The following is a 24,587-nucleotide window of genomic DNA, read 5'->3' as shown; positions in this document are numbered from 1 at the left end:
CCAAACAACGACTTCACCTCGACCTGCCGGTTGGGCTCTCTCTACATGTTTCGTGTGGTCGCGTCCCGGTCGCCGCGTCCTCTCCCCCCCCCCCCCCCCCCCCCCCCCCCTCCGGCGTTCCGGGCTCCGGGACCGCGGCGGCCCTTACCCCGCCCAGTCCGCCAGCGCGTCGAAGTCGGCACGGGTCAGCCCGACCTGCTCGTCGACGCGCAGGAGCAGCGCCCGGGCCGGGTGGTGCATGGCCACGTACTCGCGGTCCGCGGCCCGGATGTCGTCGTCGATCCATGCGAAGGGGCGCGTCCCCGCGTACGGGAGGACGTACTGGGTCTTCCAGAAGGTCCCGCGCGGGGCGCGCCCGTGCATCACCGGCCAGTCGACGAAGGGCAGCCGGGGCAGCCCCAGGTGCGGGCCTATCCAGTCGTTGGCCTCGTCCTTCCACGTCGTCGCCCACACCAGGTCGTACGTCCGCGCCAGCGCGCGCAGCTCCGCGCCGTGCCCGTGGTTCAGCCAGACCCGCAGCGGCTTCGCACTCTCGGCCTCGCGCCAGCCCGTCGGGCGCATCCGGTGGGTGGTGTAGCCCTCGGGGCGGCGCTGGGCCTTCGCGGCGTACGGGTTCAGCGGCCCGTCCACGTCGATCAGCAGGAGCGGCCTGGGCGGGTTCGGCGGATTCATCTCGGCAGCATTCCTTCCGGGCGGCCCGGGGGCAGCCCATTTTCCTGTCCCATGAGACAGTGGCGTCTCATTCGGGTTATGGTTGTCTCATGGCCATGGATCGTGACCAGGTGCTCCGCGACGCGGCGGCCCTGCTCTCCCGCAAGTCGACCGCGACGATGGACGAGGTCGCGCGCGCCGCCGGGATCGGGCGCGCCACCCTCCACCGGCACTTCGCGGGGCGCGACGCCCTCGTCCTGGCGCTCGAAGAGCTCGGGATCCGGGAGTTCGAGGTGGCGTTCGACAACGCCCGCCTCGACGAGGGCACGGCGGTGGACGCGCTGCGGCGCCTCGTCGCCGAGGCCGAACCCAACGCGGAACTGCTGGCCTTCCTCGTCACCGAGAACCAGCTGTTCGAGGGGGACGGGATCCACGAGGGATGGGCCCGCCTGGACGCCCGCGTCGGCGCGCTCTTCCGGCGCGGCCAGCAGGAGGGCGACATCAGGATCGACCTGAGCCCCGCCTGGCTCACCGAGGCCCTTTACGGGCTCATCGGCACCTGCGCGTGGGCCGTGATGGACGGCCGCGTGGCCGCCAAGGACTTTCAGTACATGATCATCGAGCTGCTGCTCGGTGGTGCACGACGGAGCGTGGAGTGATGAGCCGAACCGAAGAGCTGAGCAGGCACAAGGGGGCGGAAGGAAAGGGCCCCGGACGCTGGCTGGCGCTCGGCGTGCTGGTCCTGGCCGTCCTGCTGGTGGCGGTGGACGCCACCGTGCTCGGGCTCGCGACCCCGGCCCTCAGCGAGGACCTCCAGCCGTCCGGCACCCAGCTGCTGTGGATCGGCGACATCTACTCCTTCGTCATCGCCGGCCTGCTCGTGTCCATGGGCTCCCTCGGCGACCGCATCGGCCGCAAGAAGCTGCTCCTCGTCGGCGCCACGGCCTTCGGCGCCGTCTCCGTCCTGAACGCGTACGCCACCAGCCCCGAGATGATGATCGTCGCCCGGGCCCTGCTCGGCGTGGCCGGCGCCACCCTGATGCCGTCCACCCTCGCGCTGATCCGCAACATCTTCCAGGACCCCCGGGAGCGCAGCCTCGCGATCGGCATCTGGGGCGCCGCCGCCTCGGCGGGCGCGGCCGTCGGACCGGTCGTCGGCGGGGCCCTGCTCCAGCACTTCTGGTGGGGCTCGGTCTTCCTCATCAACCTGCCCGTGATGATCGTCCTGGTGGTCGTCGGCGTCAAGCTGCTGCCCGAGTCCAAGAACCCGGTCGCGGGCCCCTGGGACCTGGTCAGCGTCGTCCTCTCCCTCGTCGGCGTGATCGGCGTGGTCTACGCCGTCAAGGAGGTCGCCACCCACGGCCCGACCTGGGGCGTCTGGGCGGCCGCCGTCATCGGCGGCGCGTGCCTGTACGCGTTCGTCCGGCGCCAGTTCAGCCTGCCGTCCCCGCTGCTCGACATGCGGCTCTTCAAGCACCGCGGCTTCTCCGGCGCCGTCCTCGCCGACCTGCTGACCGTTTTCGGCCTTTCCGGACTCGTCTTCTTCCTCTCCCAGTTCCTCCAGCTCGTCCAGGGACGCGACCCGCTGGAGGCGGGCCTGGCGGAGCTGCCCGCCGCCGTCGGCGCGGTGGTCACCGGTCTGCTCGCCGGCCGGTACGCCCGCAGGTACTCGGTGCGCTCCACGGTCGTCGGCGGTCTCGCCGCCATCGGAATGGCCCTGGGCGTCCTCACCGTGATCCACAAGGACACCGGCTACCCGCTGCTCGGCGCGGCCCTGCTGGCCGTCGGCCTCGGCGCCGGCCTCTCGTTCACCGTCACCGCCGACGTCATCCTCTCCAGCGTCCCCAAGGAGCAGGCCGGCTCCGCCTCCGCCGTCTCCGAGACCGCGTACGAGCTCGGCGCCGCGCTCGGCATCGCCCTGCTCGGCTCCGTCGTCACCGGCGTCTACCAGAGCTTCACGGCCCCCGCCTCCGTCCCCGCACCCGTCGCGGACGCCGCCCACGAATCCCTCGGCGGAGCCGTCGAAGCCGCCAAGCAGCTGGACCCGCAGACCGCCGGGCAGATGGTGGGCGCGGCCCAGGAGGCCTTCGTGGACGGCCTGCGGCTCGCCTCGGGGGTCGGCGCGGCCGTCCTGCTGGCCACCGCCGCGGCCGCCTGGTTCCTGCTCAAGGGGCAGGAACTCCAGGACGGAATCGAGCACTGACCAGGTGCGATCCGGCCAAAAGGTGCCGCTCTGAACACAGTTGACAGTTCGTGGACCGCGGGACACCATCCCCAGCGATGGAGATCAACGATCTGACCCCGGCCGAACGCCGCGTGTGGGACGCCTTCCCGCGCGGCGAACGCGTCGACTTCCGGACCGGCCCGGACGAGGACGCCGCCGAGGGCGACGGCTGGGGCCCGGAGCGCACCGTGCGCGCCGAGGTGGTCACGGCCCTGCTGCTCAACGGCCCCAGCACCCCCGGTCTGGTCGCCGGACTCAACGTCCGCGGCGCCCGGATCACGGGCAAGCTGGACCTGAAGTACGCCGTGGTCCAGCACGCGATCCGGCTGCGCGGCTGCTGGTTCGAGCGCAAACCCCTCGTGTACGGGGCCCAGCTGCGGGCCTTGGTGCTCAGCGACTCGGCGCTGCCCGGGCTGACCGGCACCTCCGTCAGCATCGACGTCGTCCTGCGGATGCCCTGCTGCACGATCACCGGCCCCGTCCGGCTGTCCGGCGCCCGGATAGCCGGCGGACTCTTCCTCCAGCGCGCGGTCATCGGCAGCCCGGGCGGCGAGGACGAGGCCGCGGAACCGATCCTGCAGTTCAACCACGCCGACATCGGAACCGACGTCATCGCGATGGACCTCACCGTCCACGGCGAGACCCGCATCAACGGCGCCACCGTCGGCGGCCAGATCAACCTCGACGGCGCCCGGCTGCTCGCCCCCGGCGGCACCGCCCTGCACGCCGAGACCCTGACGGTCGGCACGGACCTGCGCGCCATGCGGATGGAGGCCCGCGGCCGCGTCAACCTGACGGGTGCCCGCATCCCGGGTCAGCTCAACTTCGCCTACGCCCGCTTCCTCAACCCCGGTGGCGTCGCCCTGCGCGCCTCCAGCTGCCTGGCCGGCGAGGTGTGGCTGCGCTCCTGCGAGACCATCCAGGGCGGCCTGAACCTGCGGCGCTCCCAGTTCGACCGGCTGCACATGCCCCCCGAGACCTGGCCGCAGGAGATCCGCATCGACGGACTCACCTACCGGACCCTGGCCCCGCACCTCCCCGCCGAGGAACGGCTGCCCGCTCTGGAACGCGAGGAGGCGGGCTACCTCCCGTACGCCTACGAACAGCTCGCCGCGGCGTACCGCACGGCGGGCGACGAGGCCGCCGCCCGCACCGTCCAGCTCGCCAAGCTGCGCCGGCACCGCCGCACCCTGCCCCGGCACGCCCGCGCCTGGGGCCTGCTCCAGGACGTCACGGTGGGCTACGGGTTCCGGCCGATGCGCGCGGCGGGCTGGCTGCTGGCGCTGCTGGCCACCGGGGTCGTCGCCTACTGGACCGGTCCGCCGAGGCCCCTCAAGGCGGGGGAGGCGCCGGACTTCAACCCGGTGTTCTACACGCTCGACCTGATGCTGCCGATCGTCGGCTTCGGACAGGAGTCCGCGTACGCGCCGAGCGGCTGGCACCAGTGGCTGTCGTACCTGCTGATCGTGACCGGCTGGATCCTCGCCACCACGACGGCGGCGGGCGTCAGCCGGTCCCTCCAGCGGCAGTAGGCCGGGCCCGCGGCCCGGCCCGGCCTCAGGCGGCCTTCGCCTTGGTGGCGTACATGTCGACGTACTCCTGGCCCGAGAGGCGCATGACCTCGGCCATCACCGAGTCGGTGACGGCGCGCAGCACGTACCGGTCGCGGTCCATGCCCTCGTAGCGGGAGAACTCCATCGGCTCGCCGAAGCGGACCGTGACGCGTCCCGGCCGCGGCATGCCGGCGCCGCCGGGCTGGAGCTTGTCGGTACCGATCATGGCGAACGGGACCACGGGGGCGCCGGTCATCAGCGTCAGCCGGGCGATGCCGGTGCGGCCGCGGTACAGGCGGCCGTCGGGGGAGCGGGTGCCCTCGGGGTAGATGCCGAAGACCTTGCCCTCTTCGAGGACGCGGCGACCGGTCATCAGGGCCGCGACCCCGCCGTTGGCGCCGTCGCGGTCGACGGGGATCATCCCGGAGCCGGTGAAGAACCACGCCATGAGGCGGCCCTTGACCCCCTTGCCCGTCACGTACTCGTCCTTGCCGATGAAGTGGACCGTGCGGTCGCACACCAGCGGCAGGATCATCGAGTCGATGAAGGTGAGGTGGTTGCCCGCCAGAATCACCGGCCCGGTCCCGGGGATGTTCTCGATGCCCTCCACACGGGTGCGGAACATCATGCGCATGACCGGTCCGACAGTGGCTTTGATGAGCGCGGTACGGAACAACGTGGGCCCTCCGGCATCGAAAAGCGGGTTCGCACACGCCACCACACGGCGGTAGTGCAGGTGAGGACGATACTCGCGGGTCGGCTCTGATCGCACATCGGGTTCACGCGTCGGATACGCAGTGTTGACGCGCGTTTCCGCCATGTTCCCTCCGCACACGTCCGCCGGCCACCACCCCCTGCCTACCATCGGCACGCCGATCGGGGGCCGCGCGACACCAGAGATCCCGGGACCCGCGGCCCTTTTACGACGGGGAGTGGCACGCATGACGCAGCGTGGGGCAGCACGGCGCACGGTCCTGGGAGCGGCCGTCCTGGCGGCGGGCGCGGCCGCGGCGGGCATCCCGGCGGGAACCGCGGCGGCGGCGGAGGCGGACCGCGGCGACGGCGGATACCGGGACCTCCCCGTACCGACGGTGATCGGCCACCGGGGCGCCAGCGGCTACCGCCCCGAGCACACCATCGGCTCCTACCAGCTCGCCCTCGACCTCGGCGCCGACGTCATCGAGCAGGACCTCGTCCCGACCCGCGACGGCCACCTCGTGTGCCGTCACGAGAACGAGATCGGCGGTACCACCGACATCGCCGACCACCCCGGGTTCGCCTCCCGGCGCACCACCAAGTCCGTCGACGGGGTCTCCGTCACCGGGTGGTTCACCGAGGACTTCACCCTCGCCGAGCTGAAGACGCTGCGGGCCAAGGAACGCATCCCCGCCGTCCGCCAGCGCAACACCCTCTACGACGGCCGCTGGGCCGTGCCCACCTTCGACGAGGTGCTGCGCTGGGCCGACCGCGAGGGCAGGCGGCGCGGCAAGCGGGTATGGCTGCACGCCGAGACCAAGCACCCCAGCTACTTCCGGAGCCTCGGCCTCGGCCTGGAGGAGCCCCTCGCGAAGCTGCTGCGCCGTCACGGACGCGACGGCCGCGACGCCGCGCTGTTCCTCCAGTCCTTCGAACCGTCCAGCATCCAGCGGCTCTCCCGGCTGGTCTCCGCCCCGCGCGTGGTGCTGCTCTCCGCCGCGCACACCCGCCCCTGGGACTTCGAACTGGCGAAGGACCCCCGTACGGTCGCCGACCTGGTCACGCCCGCCGGGCTGAAGTGGATCGCCGGCTTCGCCCAGGGCATCGGCCCGACCATGGACCTGATCCTCCCGCGCGACGCGTCCGGCCGGCTCGGCGCCCCCACCACCCTGGTCCGGGACGCCCACGCCCGCGGACTCCTCCTGCACCCCTACACCGTGCGCAACGAGAACAGCTTCCTGCCGGCCGAATACCGCAAGGGCACCGATCCGGCCGCCTACGGCGACGCCTTCGGCGCGTTCCGCACGTACTTCGAGCAGGGCATCGACGGCATCTTCACCGACAACCCGGACACCGGTCTGCTCGCCGCCGAGGACTTCCGTCCGGGCCGGCGGCCCGTCAACCGCTGACCGCTACCGCTCGAACGGGTGGCCCGGGCCCGGCGCGGAAACCGCCGGGCCCGGCCCGCTCGTCCCGCCCGGCATGGACCTGCTGATGAAGGCCGACCTCCTCGAGAACCTCGGACCGCTGCTCTCCGCCGAAGCGGCCGCGGAGGCACCGGGCACCGGAGTCGACGCGGCCGACCTGGAACAAGCCGTCTGGGTCAGGCTGTTGGAGAGCGGCCGCCGCGCCCCCGACCCCACCGACCCGGCCGAGCCCGCGCGCTGGCTGCGCCGGGCGGTACGCGCCGAGGCCCGCCTGGCCCGCCGCCGCGTCCGCCGGGAGGTTCCGTACGACCCGAACGACCGGCGCCGCCCCGTCGCCGAGGGCAGGCGCCGCCGCTCGGGGGACGGCGGCCCGCCGTCCGGGCCCGCGGCCGGAGCGGCAGCGGGCCGGGGAGCGGAGCCGGAGAACGCGCTCCTGCACGGCGAGTCGAACCGGGCCCTGCGGTCGGCGGTGGCCCGGCTGCCGGGACGCTGTCCGGAACTCATGCAGGCACTTCTCTCGCCCCGAGACCTCACTTACCGTGAAATCGCAGGAGAGTTGGGTATCTCACAAGGAAGTTTGGGGCCCGTCCGTTCCCGTTGCCTGGGATGTCTGCGCAGAATGCTGGCTGCAGAGGTTGCGGCTCCTGGCCTGCGGGGAAAGGAGCGGTAGACCGACGGGCTACCAGGTGAGCGGGAGGCATGCGCACATGGGCATGAGCGTGACCATTTCGGCGGCGGCCGCCGAGGACGCTGAGCAGATCTTCAAACTGCAGTACCTGGCCTTCCAGCGCGAGGCCGAGCTGTACGGCAACTACCTCATCCAGCCGCTCACCCAGTCCCTGGACTCCCTCAAGGGGGAGCTCGCCGCGGACACGGTCCTGGTGGCCCGGCTCGGCGACGAGGTCGTCGGCTCCGTCCGCGGCAGCGTCGACGAGGACGGCACCGGCAAGATCACCAAGCTGTGCGTCCACCCGCGGCTCCAGGGCCACGGCCTCGGCGCCCGCCTGCTGCGCGCCGTCGAGGAGGCCCTCGCCGGCGGCGGCGGCACCGTCCGCTTCCGCCTGCACACCGGGCACCGGAGCGAGTCCAACCTGCGGCTCTACCGCAAGGCGGGCTACACCCGGGTCGGCGGCCGCACCGCGTCCGACGGGGTCCAGCTGGTGATACTGGAGAAGGAAGCCAAGGACGCCGCCGACTTCGCGGTCAGCGCCTAGGCGTCCCTTCGGATCGTGCCGGGCGGCGGTTCAGAGCGCCGGCCCGTGCGTCAGCGCCTGCGCAGCCAGAGCATCCCGGTGATCGGCAGGATCACCGGGATGAACAGGTAGCCCATCCCGAACTGCGACCACACCGTCGTGTCGGGGAAGGCCTCCGGCCGGACCAGGGTCCAGGTCCCCACCGCCAGTACGCCGGCCAGCTCGGCCGCGCAGCAGACCAGCGCGGCCCGGCGGGCCCGCTCCCCGCCGCGCACGAGCGAGTAGGTGATGAACGCGTACGCCAGCGCGGCGACGCCGGACAGCGCGTACGCCAGCGGCGCCCGGTCGAACTCGGTGGAGATCTGGTAGGCGGACCGGGAGACGGCGCCGACCACCATCACCCCGTACAGCCAGACCAGCAGCAACCCGGGCCCCGAGACGAGCCGCCTGCGGCCGGCCGGCGTGTCGGTCGTCGTGTCAGGCACCGGTCGTTCCCCAGATGTCGTAGAGCCGTACCTCGAGCACGGCGAGGACCAGCGCACCCGCGGCCACCGTCACCGAGCCCCATTTCGTGCGCTCGGTCAGCGAGAGCATCCCGGCGGCCGGGACCGTCGCGAAGGCGCCCAGCAGGTAGGCCACGAAGATCACCGTGCCCTCGTCGGGCTCGCCGCCGCCGGCCAGCTTCACCAGCCCGACCACCAGCTGGGCCAGGACCAGCGCGGTCACCACGGCCATGCCGATGAAGTGCCAGTCCTTGGTGGGCTGGTCCCGCCAGGCGGCGTGGCCGCACCAGGCGGCGAGGGCGAGTGCGGCCACACCGATGGCGACCGTCAGGGCGTCGAGCATGCAGCGAGGGTATTACGGGCCGAAAGACCCGATGCGCGCACCCCTGGGCCCGCGCTGTGCTGGACGGCATGAACCTCCACGCCGACGCCCTCCTGCTCGACAACGACGGCACGCTCGGCTGCCGCCCAGGTCACCCGCGGGAAGCCCGACCCGGAGACCTTTCCCGCCGGCGGCCTGGGCGCGGACCCGCCCCGGTGCGTGGTCTTCGAGGACGCCCCCGCCGGTCGCGAGGCCGGAAGGGCGGCCGGAATGCGGACCGTGGCCTTGACCACAACGCGCCCCGCGGCGGAGCTCGACGCGGACGTGGTCGCAGGGGACCCGTGGCCGTGTCCGTGCAGGTCGGCGCCGCGGTTCTCACCGTCGGGACAGACGGCTGACGCTGACCGCTGTAGTCCGGTATGTGGTCGAAAGGCGTCCGGATACCGGACGGCATTGATCGGTCACGGGAGAGGTCTGCTTTACTTGAACCCATGACCACGACGAGCAGCCGCACCCTTGCGACCGAGGCGACGATGACGCCCGGTGCTCGTTGTATGTGTCGAATGCGCGCCTTCTGAGGGCCCCCCACCGCACCTCGCGCCCCGAAGCGAGACCGGCTGAGCCGCTCCGCCACCGCTTCCCACAGCGGGGACCGCTCCTGCCCCACGCGCGAGTCGACATGATCGTTTTCTGACGGTCCGACCCGTATCGCGTCCCCCAGATGTTTGCCCCGTGCCCGGCACCCCGCTGCGCCGTGCACTCGACAGCGACGGAAATCCTGTGATCACCACATCGGGCCTCACGAAGGTCTACCAGTCCCGTGGCCGCGAGGTCACCGCCCTGGACGGCGTCGACCTCCACGTCCGTGAGGGCGAGGTCTACGGAGTCATCGGCCAGAGCGGCGCCGGCAAGTCCTCCCTGATCCGCTGCGTGAACCTGCTGGAGCGCCCCACCACCGGCACCGTCAGCGTCGACGGAGTCGACCTGACCGCCCTCGCCGGCCGCGGCCGCCGCGCCTCCAAGGAGCTGCGCGAGGCCCGCAGCCGGATCGGCATGGTCTTCCAGCACTTCAACCTGCTGTCCTCGCGCACCGTCCAGGGCAACATCGAACTGCCCCTGGAGATCCTCGGCGTCTCCGGCCGCGAACGCTCCCGCAAGGCCCTCGAACTCCTCGCCCTGGTCGGCCTCGCCGACAAGGCCAAGGCCTACCCCGGCCAGCTCTCCGGCGGCCAGAAGCAGCGCGTCGGCATCGCCCGCGCCCTGGCCGGCGACCCCAAGGTGCTGCTGTCGGACGAGGCCACCAGCGCGCTGGACCCCGAGACCACCCGCTCGATCCTCCAGCTCCTGCGCGACCTCAACCAGCAGCTCGGCCTGACCGTCCTGCTCATCACGCACGAGATGGACGTGGTCAAGTCCGTCTGCGACTCGGCCGCCCTCATGAAGAACGGCCGCGTCATCGAGTCCGGCACCGTCTCCGAACTGCTCGCCACCCCCGGCTCCGAGCTCGCGGGCGAGCTCTTCCCGGTCACCGGCGCCGCGACCGGCCCCGACCGCACGGTCGTCGACGTCACCTTCCACGGCGAGGCCGCCGCGCAGCCGGTCATCTCCCAGCTGTCGCGGACGTACAACATCGACATCTCGATCCTCGGCGCCGCGATGGACACCGTCGCCGGCCGGCAGATCGGCCGCATGCGCATCGAGCTGCCCGGCCGCTACGAGGACAACGTCGTGCCGGTGGGCTTCCTGCGCGAGCAGGGGCTCCAGGTCGACGTCGTCGACGCCGGGGCAGACGCCGACATCGACGCGGAGCTCGACTCCGAGATCGCCGCACTGGTCAAGGATGGTGCCAAGTGACCTGGTCCGAGATGCAGCCCCTGCTCACCCAGGGCACGTACGACACCCTCTACATGGTGCTGTGGTCCACTCTGGTGACCGTCCTCGGCGGACTGCCCCTCGGCATCCTCCTGGTCCTCACCGACAAGGGCGGACTGCTGCAGAACCAGCCGCTCAACAAGGTCCTCGGGGTCATCGTGAACATCGGCCGCTCGCTGCCGTTCATCATCCTGCTGATCTTCCTCATCCCGGTCACCACGGCGGTCGTCGGCACCTTCATCGGCCCCACCGCCATGATCGTCCCGCTCGCCATCGGCGCCATCCCCTTCTTCGCCCGACTCGTCGAGACGTCCGTCCGCGAGGTGGACCACGGCCTGATCGAGGCCGTCGAGTCCATGGGCGGCTCCGTCCCCACCATGGTCGGCAAGGTTCTGCTCCCGCAGGCCCTGCCCTCCCTGGTCGCCGGCGTCACCACCACCGTCATCACGCTGGTCGGCTACTCCGCCATGGCGGGCGCGGTCGGCGGCGAAGGGCTTGGCTCCAAGGCCATCACCTACGGCTTCCAGCGCTTCGAGACCGGCTTCATGGTCGCCACCGTCGTCGTCCTGATCGCCCTCGTCACCGTGATCCAGCTGATCGGCGACGGCGTGGTCCGCCTGCTGGCCCGCCGCGGCCGGACCGCCTGACGGCCCCCCGGCCCGGCCCCACCGACTTTCCCACCCCCCAGAACGCCCGCACTTGTCGTGCTTGGGCCACCACCAGCAAGTCTTCGGGACTTGTTCAGCAAGAAAGGCACTCTTCGTGCGTAAGAACGTCAAGCTCACCGCCCTCGCCGCCGCCACCTCCGCGCTCGCCCTCGGCCTCACCGCCTGCGGCAGCTCCTCGGACCCGTCCTCCACCAAGGCCGAGGGCGGCAAGACCGACGAGAGCAAGCCGCTCGTCATCGCGGCCTCCCCGAGCCCGCACGCCGACATCCTGAACTTCGTGAAGGACAAGCTCGCGGCGAAGGAGGGCCTGAAGCTCGAGGTCAAGGAGTTCACGGACTACGTCCTGCCGAACACCGCCACCGAGCAGGGCCAGGTCGACGGCAACTACTTCCAGCACAAGCCGTACCTCGACGACTTCAACAAGAAGAACGGCACGCACATCGTGCCCGTCGTGAACGTGCACCTGGAGCCCCTCGGCCTGTACTCCAAGAAGGCCAAGGCCGTCACGGACATCAAGCCCGGCCAGACCATCGCCGTCCCCAACGACACCACCAACGAGGGCCGCGCGCTCCAGCTCCTCGCGGCCAACAACCTGATCACCCTCAAGGAAGGCGTCGGCACCAGCGCCAAGCTGTCCGACATCACCGACAAGAAGGGCCTGGAGTTCAAGGAGCTGGAGGCCGCCACGGTCCCGCGCGCCCTGAACGACGTGGACGCCGCCGTCATCAACGGCAACTACGCCATCGAGGCCGACCTGTCGCCCGCCAAGGACGCGCTGATCCTGGAGAAGGCCGAGGGCAACCCCTACGCCAACTTCCTCGCGGTCAAGGACGGCAACCAGAACGACGCCCGGATCCAGAAGCTCGCCAAGCTCCTCAACTCCGACGACGTCAAGAAGTTCATCGAGGAGAAGTACCAGGGCTCGGTCACCCCGGCCTTCGGCACCCCTCAGGCCTGACCCTCCCGGCCCCGCGCGCCCGGCGGCGCGCGGGGCCGAGCCGTGCCCGCTTCCGGGCAACCCCGGCCCTGCACTTCCCCCGGGCGATGCTGCATGCTGTGGGCTACGACCCGTACGACGGTCCGTCACCAACGGTCCCGCACGGGGTCGTACCGCACCACGGTCGCACCACGGTCCCAGGCTTGGAGCTGCGCATGACTACCACCTTCCCGGACGTCACCATCAGCACGGACCGGCTGGTGCTGCGCTCCTTCGAGGAAGAGGACGTCACCGCGCTCGCCGAGATGATGAACGACGAGCAGATCACCGCCTGGACCTCCGCGCCCCACCCCTACACCCTCGCCGACGCACGCGCCTGGGCCACTCGCCAGTCCCACGCCGAACGCACCGAGGGCCGCGGCATCGTCCTCGCCGTCACCGAGTTCCTCACTCACCGCCTCGTCGGCATCGTCCACCTCCAGAACACCAACTGGCGCACCCGCGCCACCGAGGTCGGCTACCTCACCGCACCCTGGGCCCGCGGCGAGGGCTACGCCAGCGAGTCCGTGCTCGCCGTCGCCCAGTGGCTGTTCCGCGACCAGGGCTTCGAGCGCCTCGAACTGCGCACCGCCGCCGGCAACACCGCCTCCCAGCAGGTCGCCCAGAAGATCGGCTGCATCAGCGAGGGCGTCCTGCGCAACGCGTGGATAGTGCGCACCCAGACCGCCGACGGCACCTGGACCGACACCCGCACCGACCTCATCGTGTGGAGCCTCGTCCCCGAGGACCTCGACGACACGGACGACTACGAGGGCTACGACGGGTACGACGCCTACGCCGGCGGCACCGTCTTCGGGCAGCGGGCCGACGCGAACGGCTACGCCGTCGGCGCCGACTGGCACTGACCCGACCCGGTGCCCACGCGATGACCAGGTAGTCTCACCGTGCCCGCTCCCCCCCGACGAAGCTTCCCCTGCCCCCACACCAGGAGACTGACGAAGATGGCCGACCGGGTCACGGTGATCGGCTGGGACGGCTCGCCCCTGACCGCGGCAGCCCGGTCCGCGCTCTCCGCCGCCACGCTCGTGGCCGGCGCCCCGCACCACCTCGACCTCCCCGAGGTCCCGCCCACCGCCGAGCGCGTCCGCCTCGGCAGCCTCGGCCTCGCCGCCCGCCGCATCGCCGGCCACCGCGGCACCGCCGTCGTGTTCGCCGACGGCGACCCCGGCTTCTTCGGCGTCGTACGCACCCTGCGCGCCCCGGAGCACGGCCTGGAGGTCGAGGTGGTCCCGGCGGTCTCCGCCGTCGCCGCCGCCTTCGCCCGCGCCGGCATGCCCTGGGACGACGCCCAGGTCGTCGTCGCCCACCCCCGCACCCTGCGCCGCGCCGTCAACGTCTGCCGCGCGCACGGCAAGGTCGCCGTCCTGACCTCACCCGGCGCCGGACCCGCCGAACTCGCCCTGCTCCTCGGCGGTATCCACCGCACCTTCGTCGTCTGCGAGGAACTGGGCACCGACCGGGAACAGGTCAGCGTCCTGACCTCCGACAAGGCCGCGGACCACACCTGGCGCGACCCGAACGTCGTCATCGTCATCGGCGGCGCCGGACAGGCCGCGGCCGCCGACTCCGGCTGGCTGTTCGGCCAGAGCGCCGCCCAGTCCGCCGCCCAGAGCGCAGACCGCGGTTGGGCCCGCCCCCGCGCCGACACCCGGGAGGGCGAGACCGCGCAGCTGCGCGCGGCCCAACTCGCCCGGCTCGGCCCGCGCCCCGGCGACCTCGTCTGGGACATCGGCACGGGCTCCGGGAGCGTCGCCCTGGACGCCGCCGCCCTCGGCGCCGCCGTCATCGCGGTGGACGCCGATCCCGACGCGTGCTCCCGGCTTGCCGCGGCCGCGCGCGACCGGAGCGTACAGCTCCAGGTCGTGGCCGGGCGCGCGCCGTACGTACTGGAGGACCTGCCCGAGCCCGACGTCGTCCGCGTCGGCGGGGGCGGCGCCGAGGTCGTCCGCGCGGTCGCCGACCGCCGCCCCGAACGGATCGTCGCCCACGCCTCCACCCGCGACGAGGCGGAGGCCATCGGCCGGGCGCTCACCGAACACGGCTACGCCGTCGAGTGCGCCCTGCTCCAGTCGGTGGGCCTGGACCCCCACACCTGGGCCGAACAGGAGCGTTCCGTGGTCTTCCTGCTGTCCGCACAACGCCCTGTGACCCGCTGAGACGGGCCCCGGGGTAGGCTGGCCGATCGTCGTACCGCCCAGGACGATTCGGGCACCGCGACACCGCCGGAACGCGCGACGTGGCGCAGTCCACAACGGACCGCGGCGGTAATGGCCGCCACGGTGGCGAACGGGCGCGACAATGCTTAGTGGTTGTCGCCGGGGCGTGCGTGAGGCGGACGCGCCGGACGGCGACCCGCACGGCAACTCCGCCCGTCGGCCTCGTGGGCGACCGGGCGATCGAAGAGGCAACACCGATGGGCGAGGGGTACGCATGACTGACACCGGCCAGGTCCCGGGCGAGGGTCTCCCGGACAACGCGGGCATGGTGGATCAGCCAGGCATCCCCGCTCCGGTCCGGATCCCGGCGCCGCTTCCCCCCGGCTACGCCTTCCAGGACCTCGTGGACGACCCGGCCGGGCCGGAGGACGAGGAACTGCTGCTGATGCCGAGCGGCCAGGGCGCCTGGAGCGACCCCCAGGTCGTCCCGCCCGCGCCCGTCTTCCCCGCCCCGGCCCCGTACGCGGACGCGCCCTACGGCACCGAGTCCGCCTACCCGGGCGCTCCGGCCGCGTACGCCGAGCCCGCCGCGTACACGGACTTCCCGCAGCCGGTCTTCCCCGACCAGTCGGCGTTCCCCGACCCCTCCGGCCTCCCGGAGCAGCCCGGGTTCCCCGACACCTCCTACCGCGCCGGCGCCCACGAGACGGGCGGCCGTGACTCCGGGGCGCTCGACCTCGGAGGGCTCGTCGGCCAGGCCCCGGCGGAGCCCGTCGCGCAGGCGGCCCCCGCGGCTCCGCTCCGCCGCCCGCTGCACATGGGCCCGCCCGTGCCGGAGGCCACCGGCGGCGTCGTACGGTCCCTCGCGGACCGGGGCCCCGCCGCCGCCCCGGCGCCCGTCGCCCCGGCCGTCGCGCCGGCCGTCTCCTTGCTGAGCACCCCGTCCGTGCCGGCCCCCGCCCATCAGTCCGGACCGCCGACCACGGGTCCCGAGTACCTGGACGCCCCGCGTGCGGAGGCCGCCGTGCCGCCCGCCCCGCAGCCGGGCGAGATCCCGCCGCAGGCCGGTGCCGCCTGGGCGCCGGAGCCCGCCGCCGCGCCGGAGCCGGTCCCCGCGCCGGAGGAGCCGGTCGCGGACCCGGCCGAGGCCGCCGTTGAGGCCGCCGAGGCCCCCGCGGCCGCCGAGCCCCAGCCCGAGCCCGCCGCCGTGCCGGAGGCGGAGCCGCTCGCGGCGGCCGCCCCGGAGCAGCCGCTCCCGGCCGGTGCCCCCGTGCCCGGGGCGGCCCCGGTCGAGCCGGTGGCCGCCGAGCCCGCCGCCGAAGCCCCCGCGGCCGAGCCGCTGCCGGCCCCCGCAGACACGGTGGTCCGGACCCCCGAGGCGCCCGTGGCCCCGGAGGCCGTCGAGGCCCTCGCCGAGCCCGGCCCCGCGGACCCGGCCCCCGCGCCGGCGGAGCCCGAGGCGCCCGCCGCGGCCGCCGACGCGCCCGCCCCCGCGGAGCCGGTCGCGTTCGAGGCACCCCCGGCCGAGCCCGCGGCGACGCCGGAAGCCGCTCCGGAAGCGGCTTTCGAAGCCGCCGCGGAACCCGTCGCCGTACCCGAGCCCGTCGCCGTACCCGAGCCCGATGCCGTACCCGAGCTTGCCGCGGTACCGGTGTCCCCGGCCGGAGCCGAGCCGCAGGCCGCCGGTACCGAGCCCGCGCCGGAGCAGGCCGCCGTTCCCGAGACCCCCGCCGCCGCCGAGACGGACCCCGCCGACGGGACCGTGCCCGAAGCGGTCGCCGCCCCGGAGCCCCCGGCCGAGCCCGCCGCGGGCCTGCCCGGACAGGAGGCCGCTCCCGAGCCGCTCCTGTCCGCCGAGCCGGCCGCAGCCGCACCGGCCGCCGACGATCACCCGGTGCGCGAGCAGGCCGGCGAAGCCGCCCCCGGCTACGCCGACGCCGAGCGCGAGGCCGTCCTGCGCGTGATGCGCGAACGCCGCGACATCCGCAAGGGCTTCCGCACCGACCCCATCCCGCACGAGGTGCTGCTCCGCGTTCTGGAGGCGGCCCACACCGCGCCCAGCGTCGGCCACTCCCAGCCCTGGGACTTCGTCGTCATCCGCTCCGCCGAGACCCGCCGGACGATGCACGAGCTCGCCGAGCGCCAGCGCGAGGCCTACGCGAAGTCGCTGCCCAAGGGACGGGCCAAGCAGTTCAAGGAACTGAAGATCGAGGCCATCCTCGACACCCCCGTGAACATCGTGGTCACCGCCGACCCGACCCGCGGCGGCCGCCACACCCTCGGCCGGCACACCCAGCCGCAGATGGCCCCGTACTCCTCCGCCCTCGCGGTCGAGAACCTGTGGCTCGCCGCCCGCGCCGAGGGCCTCGGCGTCGGCTGGGTCAGCTTCTTCGACGAGCGCGAGATGGTCCGCGAGCTCGGCCTCCCGGACCACCTGGAAGTCGTCGCGTACCTGTGCGTCGGCTACGTCGACGAGTTCCCGGAGGAGCCCGAGCTGGCGCAGGCCGGCTGGTCCCAGCGCCGCCCGCTCTCCTGGGTCGTCCACGAGGAGACGTACGGCCGCCGAGCCCTGCCCGGCGAGGAGCCGCACGACCTGCTCTCCGAGACGGTCGCCAGCATCCGCCCCCTCGACGCCAAGGCGCTCGGCGAGGCCTGGGAGCGGCAGAAGCGCATGACCAAGCCCGCCGGGGCCCTGGGCATGCTCGAAATCATCTCCGCCCAGCTGTCCGGCCTTTCGCGGGTCTGCCCGCCGCCGATCCCGGAGCCCGCAGCCGTCGCGATCTTCGCCGGCGACCACGGCGTCCACGCCCAGGGCGTCACCCCCTGGCCGCAGGAGGTCACCACCCAGATGGTGGCCAACTTCCTCGGGGGCGGCGCGGTCTGCAACGCGTTCGCCAACCAGGTCGGTGCCGAGGTCTGCGTGATCGACGTGGGCGTCGCGGGCGACCTTCCGGCCACGCCCGGCCTCCTGCCCCGCAAGGTCCGCGCGGGCACGGCGGACCTCTCCACCGGCCCGGCGATGACCCGCGAGGAAGCCGTCGCCGCCATCGAGGTCGGCATCGAGACGGCCCGTGACCTGGTCGCGGCGGGCAACAAGGCCCTGCTCACCGGCGAGATGGGCATCGCGAACACCACGGTGTCGGCAGCGCTGATCTCCGTCTTCACCGGGGTCGACCCGCTGGAGGTCACCGGCCGCGGCACGGGCATCAACGACGAGACCCACGCCCGCAAGGTCGAGGTCGTCCGCCGCGCCCTGGAGCTCCACCAGCCCGACCCGGCGGACCCGATCGGCGTCCTGGCGGCCATCGGCGGCCTGGAGCACGCGGCGATCGTCGGACTCCTCCTCGGCGGCGCCTCCCTGCGTACGCCGGTCATCCTGGACGGCGTCAGCGCCGGAGCGGCCGCCCTGGTGGCCCGCGCCATCGCCCCCGAGTCCCTGTCGGCCTGCATCGCCGGCCACCGCAGCGCCGAACCGGGCCACGTGGCGGCCCTGAACACGCTCGGCCTGCGCCCCCTGATCGACCTGGACCTCCGCCTCGGCGAGGGCACCGGCGCCCTGCTGTCCCTCCCGCTGGTCCAGAGCGCGGCCCGCGCGATGCACGAGGTCGCCACGTTCGACTCGGCAGGAGTAACCGAAAAGTAGCCCCGCCCAGAAGGGCAGCCCCGGAGTAGACCCAGGGGCTGCCCCGGCCGGCCGCACGACCCCTGACGACGCCCGGGGGCCGGGCCCCGGGCGTCAGAAGCCGAGCATCGGCCTCCCGGTCCTCAGCGGACGTACCCGGGCACGCCGAGCCCCGGCCGCCGACCACGAGCCGGGCAGCCCCGAGGCGTCCCCGGGACCGGCCCCAGGCCTCAAGCCCACCGCAGGCCGGGACGGGACCAGAACAGGCTCCCCGGCCCCACCCGGACAGCGGGTCAGCCCGGGGCTCTCGGGGGTCGTCGGCTCCCGGGCGGGGACACTGCGGGGTGTCCCCGCAGGCCGAGCGAACGCACCGCCGACCGGCAAACGGGTCCGGTTCAGGTTCGCGAGCCGAGGAGACACCCCGGAGGGGCACCGCCCCCACCCCCGCCCCGACCCGGAGCCCGGCCCCGGCACCCCACCCCCCAACCCCGACCCACCGGCATCCACCGCAGCCCCGCCCGGCAGCCCCGCCCGGCAGCCCCGCCCGGCCGAACCGCGGCCCGAACCCGCCCCGCCCGACCGGTCGCCGCCGCGCCACCGCACCGCCCCACCCCGGGCCCCGCCCGACCCGCCCGCCCGGCGGGTCGTATCGTGGACCCGGACACCCGAAACCGCACGTCCCAGCCGCTCCAGCGCAGCAGCGGCCCAGCTGATTCACCGCCGCACCAGGAGCCGCAACCGCCATGGCCGACACCCCCGCCTACCCCGTAGGTCTCCGCCTGGCCGGCCGCCGCGTCGTCGTCATCGGCGGCGGCCAGGTCGCCCAGCGCCGCCTTCCCGCGCTCATCGCGGCGGGCGCCGACGTCCTGCTGATCTCGCCGTCCGCGACCCCCTCCGTGGACGCCATGGCCGAGACCGGCGAGATCCGCTGGGAGCGCCGCCGCTACCAGGACGGCGACCTCGCCGGAGCCTGGTACGCCCTCATCGCCACGCAGAACCGCGAGGACAACGAGCGCGCCTCCGCCGAGGCCGAGCGCGAGCGGGTCTGGTGCGTGCGCGCCGACGACGCCTCCGCCGCCACGGCCTGGACCCCCGCCACCGGGCGCACCGAAGGCGTCACCGTCGCCGTGCTCACCGGCAACGACCCCCGCCGCTCCGCCGCGCTCCGCGACGCGATCGTCGAGGGCCTCCGCGAGGGAACGCTCGCCGCCCGCGGGCACCGGCACACGCCCGCCCCCGGCGTCTCCCTCGTCGGGGGCGGCCCCGGCGACCCCGACCTGATCACCGTGCGCGGCCGCCGCCTCCTCGCCGAGGCCGACGTCGTCATCGCCGACCGGCTCGGCCCCCGCGACCTGCTCGACGAGCTGCCCCCGCACGTCGAGGTCATCGACGCCGCGAAGATCCCGTACGGCCGGTTCATGGCGCAGGAGGCCATCAACAACGCCCTGATCGAGCACGCCAAGGCCGGTAAGGCCGTGGTCCGGCTCAAGGGCGGGGACCCGTACGTCTTCGGCCGCGGCATGGAGGAGCTCCAGGCCCTCGCCGAGGCCGGCATCGCCTGCACCGTCGTCCCCGGCATCTCCAGCTCCATCTCCGTGCCCGGCGCCGCCGGCATCCCGGTCACCCACCGGGGCGTCGCCCACGAGTTCACCGTGGTCAGCGGCCACGTCGGCCCCGACGACCCGCGCTCCCTGGTGGACTGGGCCTCCCTCGCCAAGCTCACCGGCACCCTGGTGATCCTCATGGGCGTCGACAAGATCGGCCTGATCGCCGAGGCCCTCGTCCGGAACGGCCGCTCCGCCGACACCCCGGTCGCGGTCGTCCAGGAGGGCACGACCGCCGCCCAGCGCCGCGTCGACGCCACCTTGGCCACCGTCGGCGAGACGGTGCGTGCCGAGGGGGTCCGCCCGCCCGCGGTCATCGTCGTCGGCGAGGTGGTCCGCGTCGGAAGCACCGGAGACACCGGGACCACCGGAGCCGCCGGTGACACCGGGACCACGGGAAGCGCCGGGGCCACCGGAAGCGCCGGTGCCACCGGGACTCCAGGGGCTGCCGGAACCACGCCCGCCCCCACCACCGGCGCCTGACAGGCCGTTGGCACCGCACCCAGGACAAGGCAGTATCACCCTGTGGCTGATCTCATCACCGTCGAGGACCCCGACGACCCGCGCCTGCGCGACTACACCGGCCTGACCGACGTCGAACTCCGGCGCAGGCGCGAGCCCGCAGAAGGGCTCTTCATCGCCGAGGGCGAGAAGGTCATCAGACGCGCCAAGGACGCCGGCTACGAGATGCGCTCCATGCTCCTCTCGGCCAAGTGGGTCGACGTCATGCGCGACGTCATCGACGAACTCCCGGCGCCGGTCTACGCCGTCAGCCCCGAGCTCGCCGAGCGCGTCACCGGCTACCACGTGCACCGCGGCGCCCTGGCCTCCATGCAGCGCAAGCCGCTGCCCACGGCCGCGGAACTGCTCACCACCGCCCGCCGCGTGGTCGTCATGGAAGCCGTCAACGACCACACCAACATCGGGGCCATCTTCCGCAGCGCCGCCGCCCTCGGCATGGACGCGGTCCTGCTGTCGCCCGACTGCGCCGACCCGCTCTACCGGCGCTCCGTGAAGGTCTCCATGGGCGCGGTGTTCTCCGTGCCGTACGCCCGCCTGGACGCCTGGCCCAAGAGCCTGGACTCCGTCCGCGAGGCGGGCTTCAGGCTGCTGGCCCTCACCCCGCACCAGAAGGCGTCGCCCATCGACGTGGCCGCCCCGCAGTCCCTGGACCGGGTCGCGCTGATGCTGGGCGCCGAGGGCGACGGCCTGTCCACGCAGGCCCTCGTCGCGGCCGACGAGTGGGTACGCATCCCCATGGCGCACGGCGTCGACTCGCTGAACGTCGGCGCGGCCGCCGCCGTCGCCTTCTACGCGGTGGCCCAGGGCCGCAAGGACGCCTGACCCCACCGGCGCCGGCCGGGCGGGCGCGCTACAGCTTCTGCGCCAGCGCGATGCCGAGCGCCACGATCAGGGTCACCACGACGAACACGATCAGCCGCTGCCGCATCAGCTTCGGGTCGGGTCGCGACGGCCGCCGTCCCGCCCCCGTCGTCCGCGGGGCCGGACGGCCGCCCGTACGCCCCGAGGTCGGCCGGGAGGACGGACCGCCCGGGTTGCGCGAGGACGACGGGCGCGACTGCGGCCCGCCCCGGGCCCGCGGCGTGGTGGAGCCGCCGGTACGGCGCTCCGTGCGCTGCTCGGCGTACGGGGTCTCGGTGAGGCGGCCGGTGGGCTGCTCCGCACGGCCGCGCTGCGTCGGGGGCCGTCCGTCGGGCAGCCCCTGCGCCTCGCGGGCGGCGATCTCCTTGAGCCGCATCGACAGCTGCAGCGTGCTCGGCCGCTCCTCGGGGTCCTTGGCCAGGCAGGCCTGCACGAGGGGCGCGAGCGCGTCCGGGACGCCCACCAGGTGGGGCTCCTCGTGCACGACGCGGTACAGCATGACCTCGGAACTGCCGTGCCCGAAAGGCGAGTCGGCGGTCGCGGCGTAGGCCAGGGTGGCGCCGAGCGCGAACACGTCCGTCGCGGGGGTGACGGCGGCGCCCCGCACCTGCTCGGGCGCGAGGAACCCGGGGGAGCCGACAGCGGTGCCCACGTGGGTGAGGGTGCTCGCCCCGGTGGCCCAGGCGATCCCGAAGTCGATGATCCGCGGGCCCTTGGGGGAGAGGAGGATGTTCGACGGCTTGAGGTCCCGGTGGACGACCCCGGCCTCGTGCACGGCGACCAGTCCCTCGGAGAGCGCTGCGCCGATGGCCGCGATCTGCACGGCCGTGAGGGGGCCCTCCTCGGCGACCTTGTCGTGGAGGGACGGCCCGGGAACGTACTGCGTGGCGAACCAGGGCCGCTCGGCCTCCAGGTCCGCGGCGACCAGGCGCGCGGTACAGCCACCCCGAATGCGCCGGGCCGCGGAGACCTCACGGGCGAACCGCGAACGGAACTCCTGGTCCTCGGCCAGGTCCGGCCGGATGACCTTGAGGGCGACGCGTTGACCGCGCCGGTCCGATCCCAGGTAGACCACGCCCATGCCGCCGGCACCGAGCCGCCGGTGCAGTCTGAACGAGCCGACGACACGCGGGTCCTCGCGCCGGAGCCGCATCATCGCCATGTCCACCCCGCTGACCGGTCGTCCTGTTGACGTGGCACAGCTTACGGACCATCCGGCATGCTCGCTCAGAGGCCGCGCCCTCGCCGCGGGATTCGATCGTCAGTGCGCCACCACACACTTGAGGGTCTTTCAGTACCGCTTCCGGGTTACCGGACCGCGTCCGCGCGCAGCCCCAAACCGCCCTCGCGGCACGGGCCTTGGGGCGCCCGCGGGCGGTTCGACCCGGTTCGGTGAACCCACGGGTCCACCGTGCCCGAGTGGATCTTCGCGTGAGCGGGCGGACGGACACGTGTGAACAGGGAGTGACGTAAGTGAGAGAAGTCACTACCCTCCGGTCACCCCCTCCGGGAAGACCCCGACGCGGGGTGACGCGTCTCCACCCAGAGGAGTACACGGGGTAGTCCCCGTCATCCTCCTGGAGGCCCGCCAATGGGTACGAGGGCATGAGGTCAGGGGACTTCCGCCCGCCTAGTGTGGAGACAAGCGGCGGGCGGAGTACTCGTCCCCCGAGGTCACGAGCCCGCCGCTGCCAAACGACAGGGAGAGGACCATGGCGGACATCGCACGGCAGGGACGCAAGGCATTCGCGTTCAACGGCCATGAGTCCGGTACGCGCCACCCGCTGGTGGCCGCGGCCATGGTCCTCCCCCTGGCCGCCCTCCTGCTGTTCCTCTTCGGAGGCTTCGAGCAGGTGGCGGCGCAGGCGTCGTCCGTGGGTGTGATGCTGGGGCGCTGAGCGGCGCCCCGGGTCCGGGAGAGCGGCCCGGACCGGGACATCATCCGGTCGAACCCCGTGGGGACGGGGGCGCGACGACGGACGGCAGGTGAAGGGTGCTGCCCGTACGGCTGGGGAGCCGGACGGGCAGCACCCTTTCTCATGCCCCGCGTTCGCATCTCCCGCGTTCGCATCTCCTCCCGTTCCGTGTCCGCACGTCCCGCCCCGCCCCTCGCGCCCCCGCCCCCGTGCCTCCGCGACGGCCGCCGCCGTATCCTCCAGTCGGAAGAAGGGGGACCCGGATGCTCCGTACCGCCGACACCCGGCTGCCCGCCCGCCGCTGTGTTCCGGTGGGCGCGACGGCCACCGGCGACGCGCCGGCCGGGACGTGAGCGCCGCCGGGCTCCCCGCCGCGCTGCCCGCCGACCTCGCGGCCTGGGCCCGCGGCGGCGGCCCCCCGCAGCCGTACGCCCTCCTCGCCGACCGGGACGACGGGATCGTCGTGCGCTGCGGGGACACCGTGGCGAAGGCGCACGCGGCCGACAGCGACCGGGACGCACTCGCGCTCCGCGTGCGCCTCGCCGGCGCCGGGGCGCTGGCCGGGGTGCTGCTGCCCCCGCTGCGGACCGGTTCCGTACGGGGCCGGCCCGCCTCCCAGTGGCCGTACGGCGCCCCCGTGGACCCGGAGCGGCCCGGGGACGCGCCCTGGGAGGAGGCCGGCCGTCTCCTCGCCGCCCTGCACCGGACCCCCCTCGGGGCCCTTCCGGTCCCGGTCCCGCCGATGCGCGGCCCGGCCAAACTCGCCCGCGCCCTGCGCAGCCTGCCCGCCGCGTGCCCGCCGCGGGCTCCGGCCGGTCTCGCGGCGGACGCGGCCGCCGTACGGGCCGCCGCCCGGACCCTGCCCGCCTGGGCACGGGGCGAGGCCCCGCCGCCGCCCGGCGGGGTGCTGTGCCATGGTGACCTGCACCTCGGCCAACTGGTCCGGTACCCCGCCCCGGAGGGGCCCTGGCTGCTGATCGACGTGGACGACCTCGGCCTCGGCGACCCCGCCTGGGACCTCGCCCGCCCCGCCGCCTGGTACGCCGCCGGGATCCTCGCCCCCGAGCCCTGGCTGCGCTTCCTCGGCGCCTACCGGTCCGCCGGGGGCCCCGCCGCCGGGCCGCCCGGCTCGGACCCGTGGCCGCAACTCGACGCCGCCGCCCGGGCGCTGACCGTACAGACGGCGGCCCGCGCCCTCGCCAAGGCGGCCCGGGGGCGCCGCGGGCCGGACGGGGTGGAGCGGCTGATGGTGGACGCCTGTGACCGGATGGCCTCCCTCCCGGCCGACTTGGAGTCCGCGGCACCGCCGTAGGGTGAGTCTCCCGTCACCGGGCATGCATCCGGTGGCGGCTGTCCGACGGCGAGGAGTTGATCCGGTCATGCAGTGTCCGAAGTGTCACGCGATGATGCACACCTACAACCGCAACGGTCTCCAGATAGAGCAGTGCAGCGGCTGCCGCGGCATCTTCCTCGACTACGGCGAGCTGGAGGCACTGACCCGACTGGAGTCCCAGTACACGGCCCAGGCCCCGTACGGCCAGGCACCGCCGCCCCCGCCGCCCGCCCCCTACCCGGGCCAGCACGCCGCCCCGGCCCCCGCCTGGGGCGCGCCGCAGCACGGCGGTCACGGCCACCACGGCCGCCACAAGGGCGGCTTCGGCCGGATGCTCTTCTCCTCCTGACGGGGGAGCCCGAGCACGCGAAAGCCCCGGCCGTCGAAACGGCCGGGGCTTCCCGGTGGTGCGCGATACTGGGATTGAACCAGTGACCTCTTCCGTGTCAGGGAAGCGCTCTCCCGCT

The 24,587-nt window shown here is 73.8% G+C and carries 21 protein-coding genes and 2 pseudogenes; 18 read left to right on the top strand and 5 right to left on the bottom strand.

Annotated features, from left to right (window positions below; genetic code table 11):
* Window positions 1-144: 144 nt before the first annotated feature.
* Window positions 145-672, bottom strand: a complete 528-nt coding sequence (locus ACFWW8_RS35490) for an HAD domain-containing protein (protein ID WP_386536202.1) — start codon at window positions 670-672, stop codon at window positions 145-147.
* Between the two features lie 89 nt (window positions 673-761).
* Here ACFWW8_RS35490 and ACFWW8_RS35485 point away from each other — a divergent pair, with 89 nt between their 5' ends.
* The 3 genes from ACFWW8_RS35485 to ACFWW8_RS35475 all read left to right on the top strand — a co-directional run bounded on the left by ACFWW8_RS35485 (window position 762) and on the right by ACFWW8_RS35475 (window position 4,407).
* On the top strand, window positions 762-1,310 hold the full coding sequence (locus tag ACFWW8_RS35485; protein WP_386536200.1) for a TetR/AcrR family transcriptional regulator: 549 nt from the start codon (window positions 762-764) through the stop codon (window positions 1,308-1,310).
* Window positions 1,310-2,854: an MFS transporter gene (locus tag ACFWW8_RS35480; RefSeq protein WP_386536197.1), complete on the top strand. Its 1,545-nt coding sequence runs from the start codon at window positions 1,310-1,312 to the stop codon at window positions 2,852-2,854. Before ACFWW8_RS35485 ends, ACFWW8_RS35480 begins: the two co-directional genes overlap by 1 nt.
* Window positions 2,855-2,931: 77 nt before the next feature.
* On the top strand, window positions 2,932-4,407 hold the full coding sequence (locus ACFWW8_RS35475; protein WP_386536194.1) for a membrane-associated oxidoreductase: 1,476 nt from the start codon (window positions 2,932-2,934) through the stop codon (window positions 4,405-4,407).
* A gap of 25 nt (window positions 4,408-4,432) precedes the next feature.
* Here the strand turns inward: ACFWW8_RS35475 and ACFWW8_RS35470 are convergent, their stop codons facing one another.
* Window positions 4,433-5,062: a lysophospholipid acyltransferase family protein gene (locus tag ACFWW8_RS35470; RefSeq protein ID WP_386536191.1), complete on the bottom strand. Its 630-nt coding sequence runs from the start codon at window positions 5,060-5,062 to the stop codon at window positions 4,433-4,435.
* 307 nt (window positions 5,063-5,369) lie between these two features.
* On the opposite strand from ACFWW8_RS35470, the gene ACFWW8_RS35465 reads away from it, so the two are divergent.
* The 3 genes from ACFWW8_RS35465 (at window position 5,370) to ACFWW8_RS35455 (ending at window position 7,765) form a co-directional block, all read left to right on the top strand.
* Window positions 5,370-6,533, top strand: coding sequence for a glycerophosphodiester phosphodiesterase (locus ACFWW8_RS35465; protein ID WP_386536188.1), 1,164 nt, complete (start codon window positions 5,370-5,372; stop codon window positions 6,531-6,533).
* A 73-nt stretch (window positions 6,534-6,606) separates the two neighbouring features.
* Window positions 6,607-7,221 carry a sigma-70 family RNA polymerase sigma factor gene (locus ACFWW8_RS35460; RefSeq protein ID WP_386536185.1) on the top strand — a complete coding sequence of 205 codons (615 nt, stop codon included), beginning with the start codon at window positions 6,607-6,609 and terminating at the stop codon, window positions 7,219-7,221.
* A gap of 37 nt (window positions 7,222-7,258) precedes the next feature.
* A complete protein-coding gene (locus tag ACFWW8_RS35455; protein ID WP_386536182.1) occupies window positions 7,259-7,765 on the top strand; it encodes a GNAT family N-acetyltransferase in 507 nt (168 codons plus the stop codon).
* Window positions 7,766-7,815: 50 nt separating this feature from the next.
* On the opposite strand, the gene ACFWW8_RS35450 is transcribed toward ACFWW8_RS35455, so the two are convergent.
* Window positions 7,816-8,229 carry a hypothetical protein gene (locus ACFWW8_RS35450; protein ID WP_386536179.1) on the bottom strand — a complete coding sequence of 138 codons (414 nt, stop codon included), beginning with the start codon at window positions 8,227-8,229 and terminating at the stop codon, window positions 7,816-7,818.
* Complete coding sequence (locus ACFWW8_RS35445) at window positions 8,222-8,590, bottom strand: hypothetical protein (protein WP_267722743.1); 369 nt, start codon at window positions 8,588-8,590, stop codon at window positions 8,222-8,224. Before ACFWW8_RS35445 ends, ACFWW8_RS35450 begins: the two co-directional genes overlap by 8 nt.
* A gap of 117 nt (window positions 8,591-8,707) precedes the next feature.
* Between ACFWW8_RS35445 and ACFWW8_RS35440 the strand changes: the two are divergent.
* The 9 genes and pseudogenes from ACFWW8_RS35440 to ACFWW8_RS35400 form a co-directional block, all read left to right on the top strand.
* Window positions 8,708-8,967: pseudogene (locus ACFWW8_RS35440) on the top strand (HAD-IA family hydrolase); the annotation flags it as partial.
* Window positions 8,968-9,349: 382 nt separating this feature from the next.
* Entirely contained in the window at window positions 9,350-10,423 is a 1,074-nt protein-coding gene (locus tag ACFWW8_RS35435) for a methionine ABC transporter ATP-binding protein (protein ID WP_386536175.1), read from the top strand.
* Window positions 10,420-11,088 (top strand): methionine ABC transporter permease, encoded by a 669-nt coding sequence (locus ACFWW8_RS35430; RefSeq protein WP_386536172.1) that lies wholly within the window; start codon window positions 10,420-10,422, stop codon window positions 11,086-11,088. Before ACFWW8_RS35435 ends, ACFWW8_RS35430 begins: the two co-directional genes overlap by 4 nt.
* A 115-nt stretch (window positions 11,089-11,203) precedes the next feature.
* Window positions 11,204-12,067, top strand: coding sequence for a MetQ/NlpA family ABC transporter substrate-binding protein (locus tag ACFWW8_RS35425; protein ID WP_386536169.1), 864 nt, complete (start codon window positions 11,204-11,206; stop codon window positions 12,065-12,067).
* 194 nt (window positions 12,068-12,261) lie between these two features.
* The gene (locus tag ACFWW8_RS35420; protein WP_386536168.1) at window positions 12,262-12,951 is read left to right on the top strand and encodes a GNAT family N-acetyltransferase; all 690 of its coding nucleotides are present in this window, start codon (window positions 12,262-12,264) and stop codon (window positions 12,949-12,951) included.
* A 96-nt stretch (window positions 12,952-13,047) separates the two neighbouring features.
* The gene (gene cbiE, locus ACFWW8_RS35415; protein ID WP_386536165.1) at window positions 13,048-14,262 is read left to right on the top strand and encodes a precorrin-6y C5,15-methyltransferase (decarboxylating) subunit CbiE; all 1,215 of its coding nucleotides are present in this window, start codon (window positions 13,048-13,050) and stop codon (window positions 14,260-14,262) included.
* Between the two features lie 274 nt (window positions 14,263-14,536).
* On the top strand, window positions 14,537-17,905 hold the full coding sequence (gene cobT / locus ACFWW8_RS35410) for a nicotinate-nucleotide--dimethylbenzimidazole phosphoribosyltransferase (protein ID WP_386536163.1): 3,369 nt from the start codon (window positions 14,537-14,539) through the stop codon (window positions 17,903-17,905).
* A 722-nt stretch (window positions 17,906-18,627) separates the two neighbouring features.
* A complete protein-coding gene (gene cobA / locus ACFWW8_RS35405; protein WP_386536161.1) occupies window positions 18,628-19,971 on the top strand; it encodes a uroporphyrinogen-III C-methyltransferase in 1,344 nt (447 codons plus the stop codon).
* Window positions 19,972-20,013: 42 nt separating this feature from the next.
* Entirely contained in the window at window positions 20,014-20,832 is an 819-nt protein-coding gene (locus tag ACFWW8_RS35400; RefSeq protein ID WP_386536159.1) for a TrmH family RNA methyltransferase, read from the top strand.
* On the opposite strand, the pseudogene ACFWW8_RS35395 reads toward ACFWW8_RS35400, so the two are convergent.
* Window positions 20,824-22,033, bottom strand: a pseudogene (locus tag ACFWW8_RS35395) (serine/threonine-protein kinase); the annotation flags it as partial. The gene ACFWW8_RS35400 and the pseudogene ACFWW8_RS35395 sit on opposite strands and share 9 nt — an antisense overlap.
* 550 nt (window positions 22,034-22,583) lie before the next feature.
* Here ACFWW8_RS35395 and ACFWW8_RS35390 point away from each other — a divergent pair.
* From ACFWW8_RS35390 to ACFWW8_RS35380, 3 genes are all read left to right on the top strand, one after another.
* On the top strand, window positions 22,584-22,769 hold the full coding sequence (locus tag ACFWW8_RS35390) for a hypothetical protein (protein WP_125597167.1): 186 nt from the start codon (window positions 22,584-22,586) through the stop codon (window positions 22,767-22,769).
* Window positions 22,770-23,163: 394 nt separating this feature from the next.
* Window positions 23,164-24,099: a phosphotransferase gene (locus ACFWW8_RS35385; RefSeq protein WP_386536205.1), complete on the top strand. Its 936-nt coding sequence runs from the start codon at window positions 23,164-23,166 to the stop codon at window positions 24,097-24,099.
* A 67-nt stretch (window positions 24,100-24,166) separates the two neighbouring features.
* Window positions 24,167-24,469, top strand: coding sequence for a zf-TFIIB domain-containing protein (locus ACFWW8_RS35380; RefSeq protein WP_386536156.1), 303 nt, complete (start codon window positions 24,167-24,169; stop codon window positions 24,467-24,469).
* The last annotated feature ends 118 nt before the right edge of the window (window positions 24,470-24,587 follow it).

It is taken from the genome of Streptomyces sp. NPDC058701 (genome assembly GCF_042715295.1).
In the GTDB taxonomy this organism is placed as follows: domain Bacteria; phylum Actinomycetota; class Actinomycetes; order Streptomycetales; family Streptomycetaceae; genus Streptomyces.
Note: the sequence above shows the minus strand (reverse complement) of the source record. Positions and strands in the feature narration are given on the sequence as shown.

What these genes read in the sequence shown, in the direction of transcription:
- ACFWW8_RS35460 (WP_386536185.1), top strand. Translation starts at nt 6,607, where the DNA reads ATGGACCTGCTGATGAAGGCCGACCTCCTCGAGAACCTCGGACCGCTG.
- ACFWW8_RS35470 (WP_386536191.1), bottom strand. Translation starts at nt 5,062, where the DNA reads ATGCGCATGATGTTCCGCACCCGTGTGGAGGGCATCGAGAACATCCCC.
- ACFWW8_RS35380 (WP_386536156.1), top strand. Translation starts at nt 24,167, where the DNA reads ATGCAGTGTCCGAAGTGTCACGCGATGATGCACACCTACAACCGCAAC.
- ACFWW8_RS35420 (WP_386536168.1), top strand. Translation starts at nt 12,262, where the DNA reads ATGACTACCACCTTCCCGGACGTCACCATCAGCACGGACCGGCTGGTG.
- cobT (WP_386536163.1), top strand. Translation starts at nt 14,537, where the DNA reads ATGACTGACACCGGCCAGGTCCCGGGCGAGGGTCTCCCGGACAACGCG.
- ACFWW8_RS35390 (WP_125597167.1), top strand. Translation starts at nt 22,584, where the DNA reads ATGGCGGACATCGCACGGCAGGGACGCAAGGCATTCGCGTTCAACGGC.
- cbiE (WP_386536165.1), top strand. Translation starts at nt 13,048, where the DNA reads ATGGCCGACCGGGTCACGGTGATCGGCTGGGACGGCTCGCCCCTGACC.
- ACFWW8_RS35445 (WP_267722743.1), bottom strand. Translation starts at nt 8,590, where the DNA reads ATGCTCGACGCCCTGACGGTCGCCATCGGTGTGGCCGCACTCGCCCTC.
- ACFWW8_RS35490 (WP_386536202.1), bottom strand. Translation starts at nt 672, where the DNA reads ATGAATCCGCCGAACCCGCCCAGGCCGCTCCTGCTGATCGACGTGGAC.
- cobA (WP_386536161.1), top strand. Translation starts at nt 18,628, where the DNA reads ATGGCCGACACCCCCGCCTACCCCGTAGGTCTCCGCCTGGCCGGCCGC.
- ACFWW8_RS35485 (WP_386536200.1), top strand. Translation starts at nt 762, where the DNA reads ATGGCCATGGATCGTGACCAGGTGCTCCGCGACGCGGCGGCCCTGCTC.
- ACFWW8_RS35465 (WP_386536188.1), top strand. Translation starts at nt 5,370, where the DNA reads ATGACGCAGCGTGGGGCAGCACGGCGCACGGTCCTGGGAGCGGCCGTC.
- ACFWW8_RS35475 (WP_386536194.1), top strand. Translation starts at nt 2,932, where the DNA reads ATGGAGATCAACGATCTGACCCCGGCCGAACGCCGCGTGTGGGACGCC.
- ACFWW8_RS35480 (WP_386536197.1), top strand. Translation starts at nt 1,310, where the DNA reads ATGAGCCGAACCGAAGAGCTGAGCAGGCACAAGGGGGCGGAAGGAAAG.
- ACFWW8_RS35455 (WP_386536182.1), top strand. Translation starts at nt 7,259, where the DNA reads ATGGGCATGAGCGTGACCATTTCGGCGGCGGCCGCCGAGGACGCTGAG.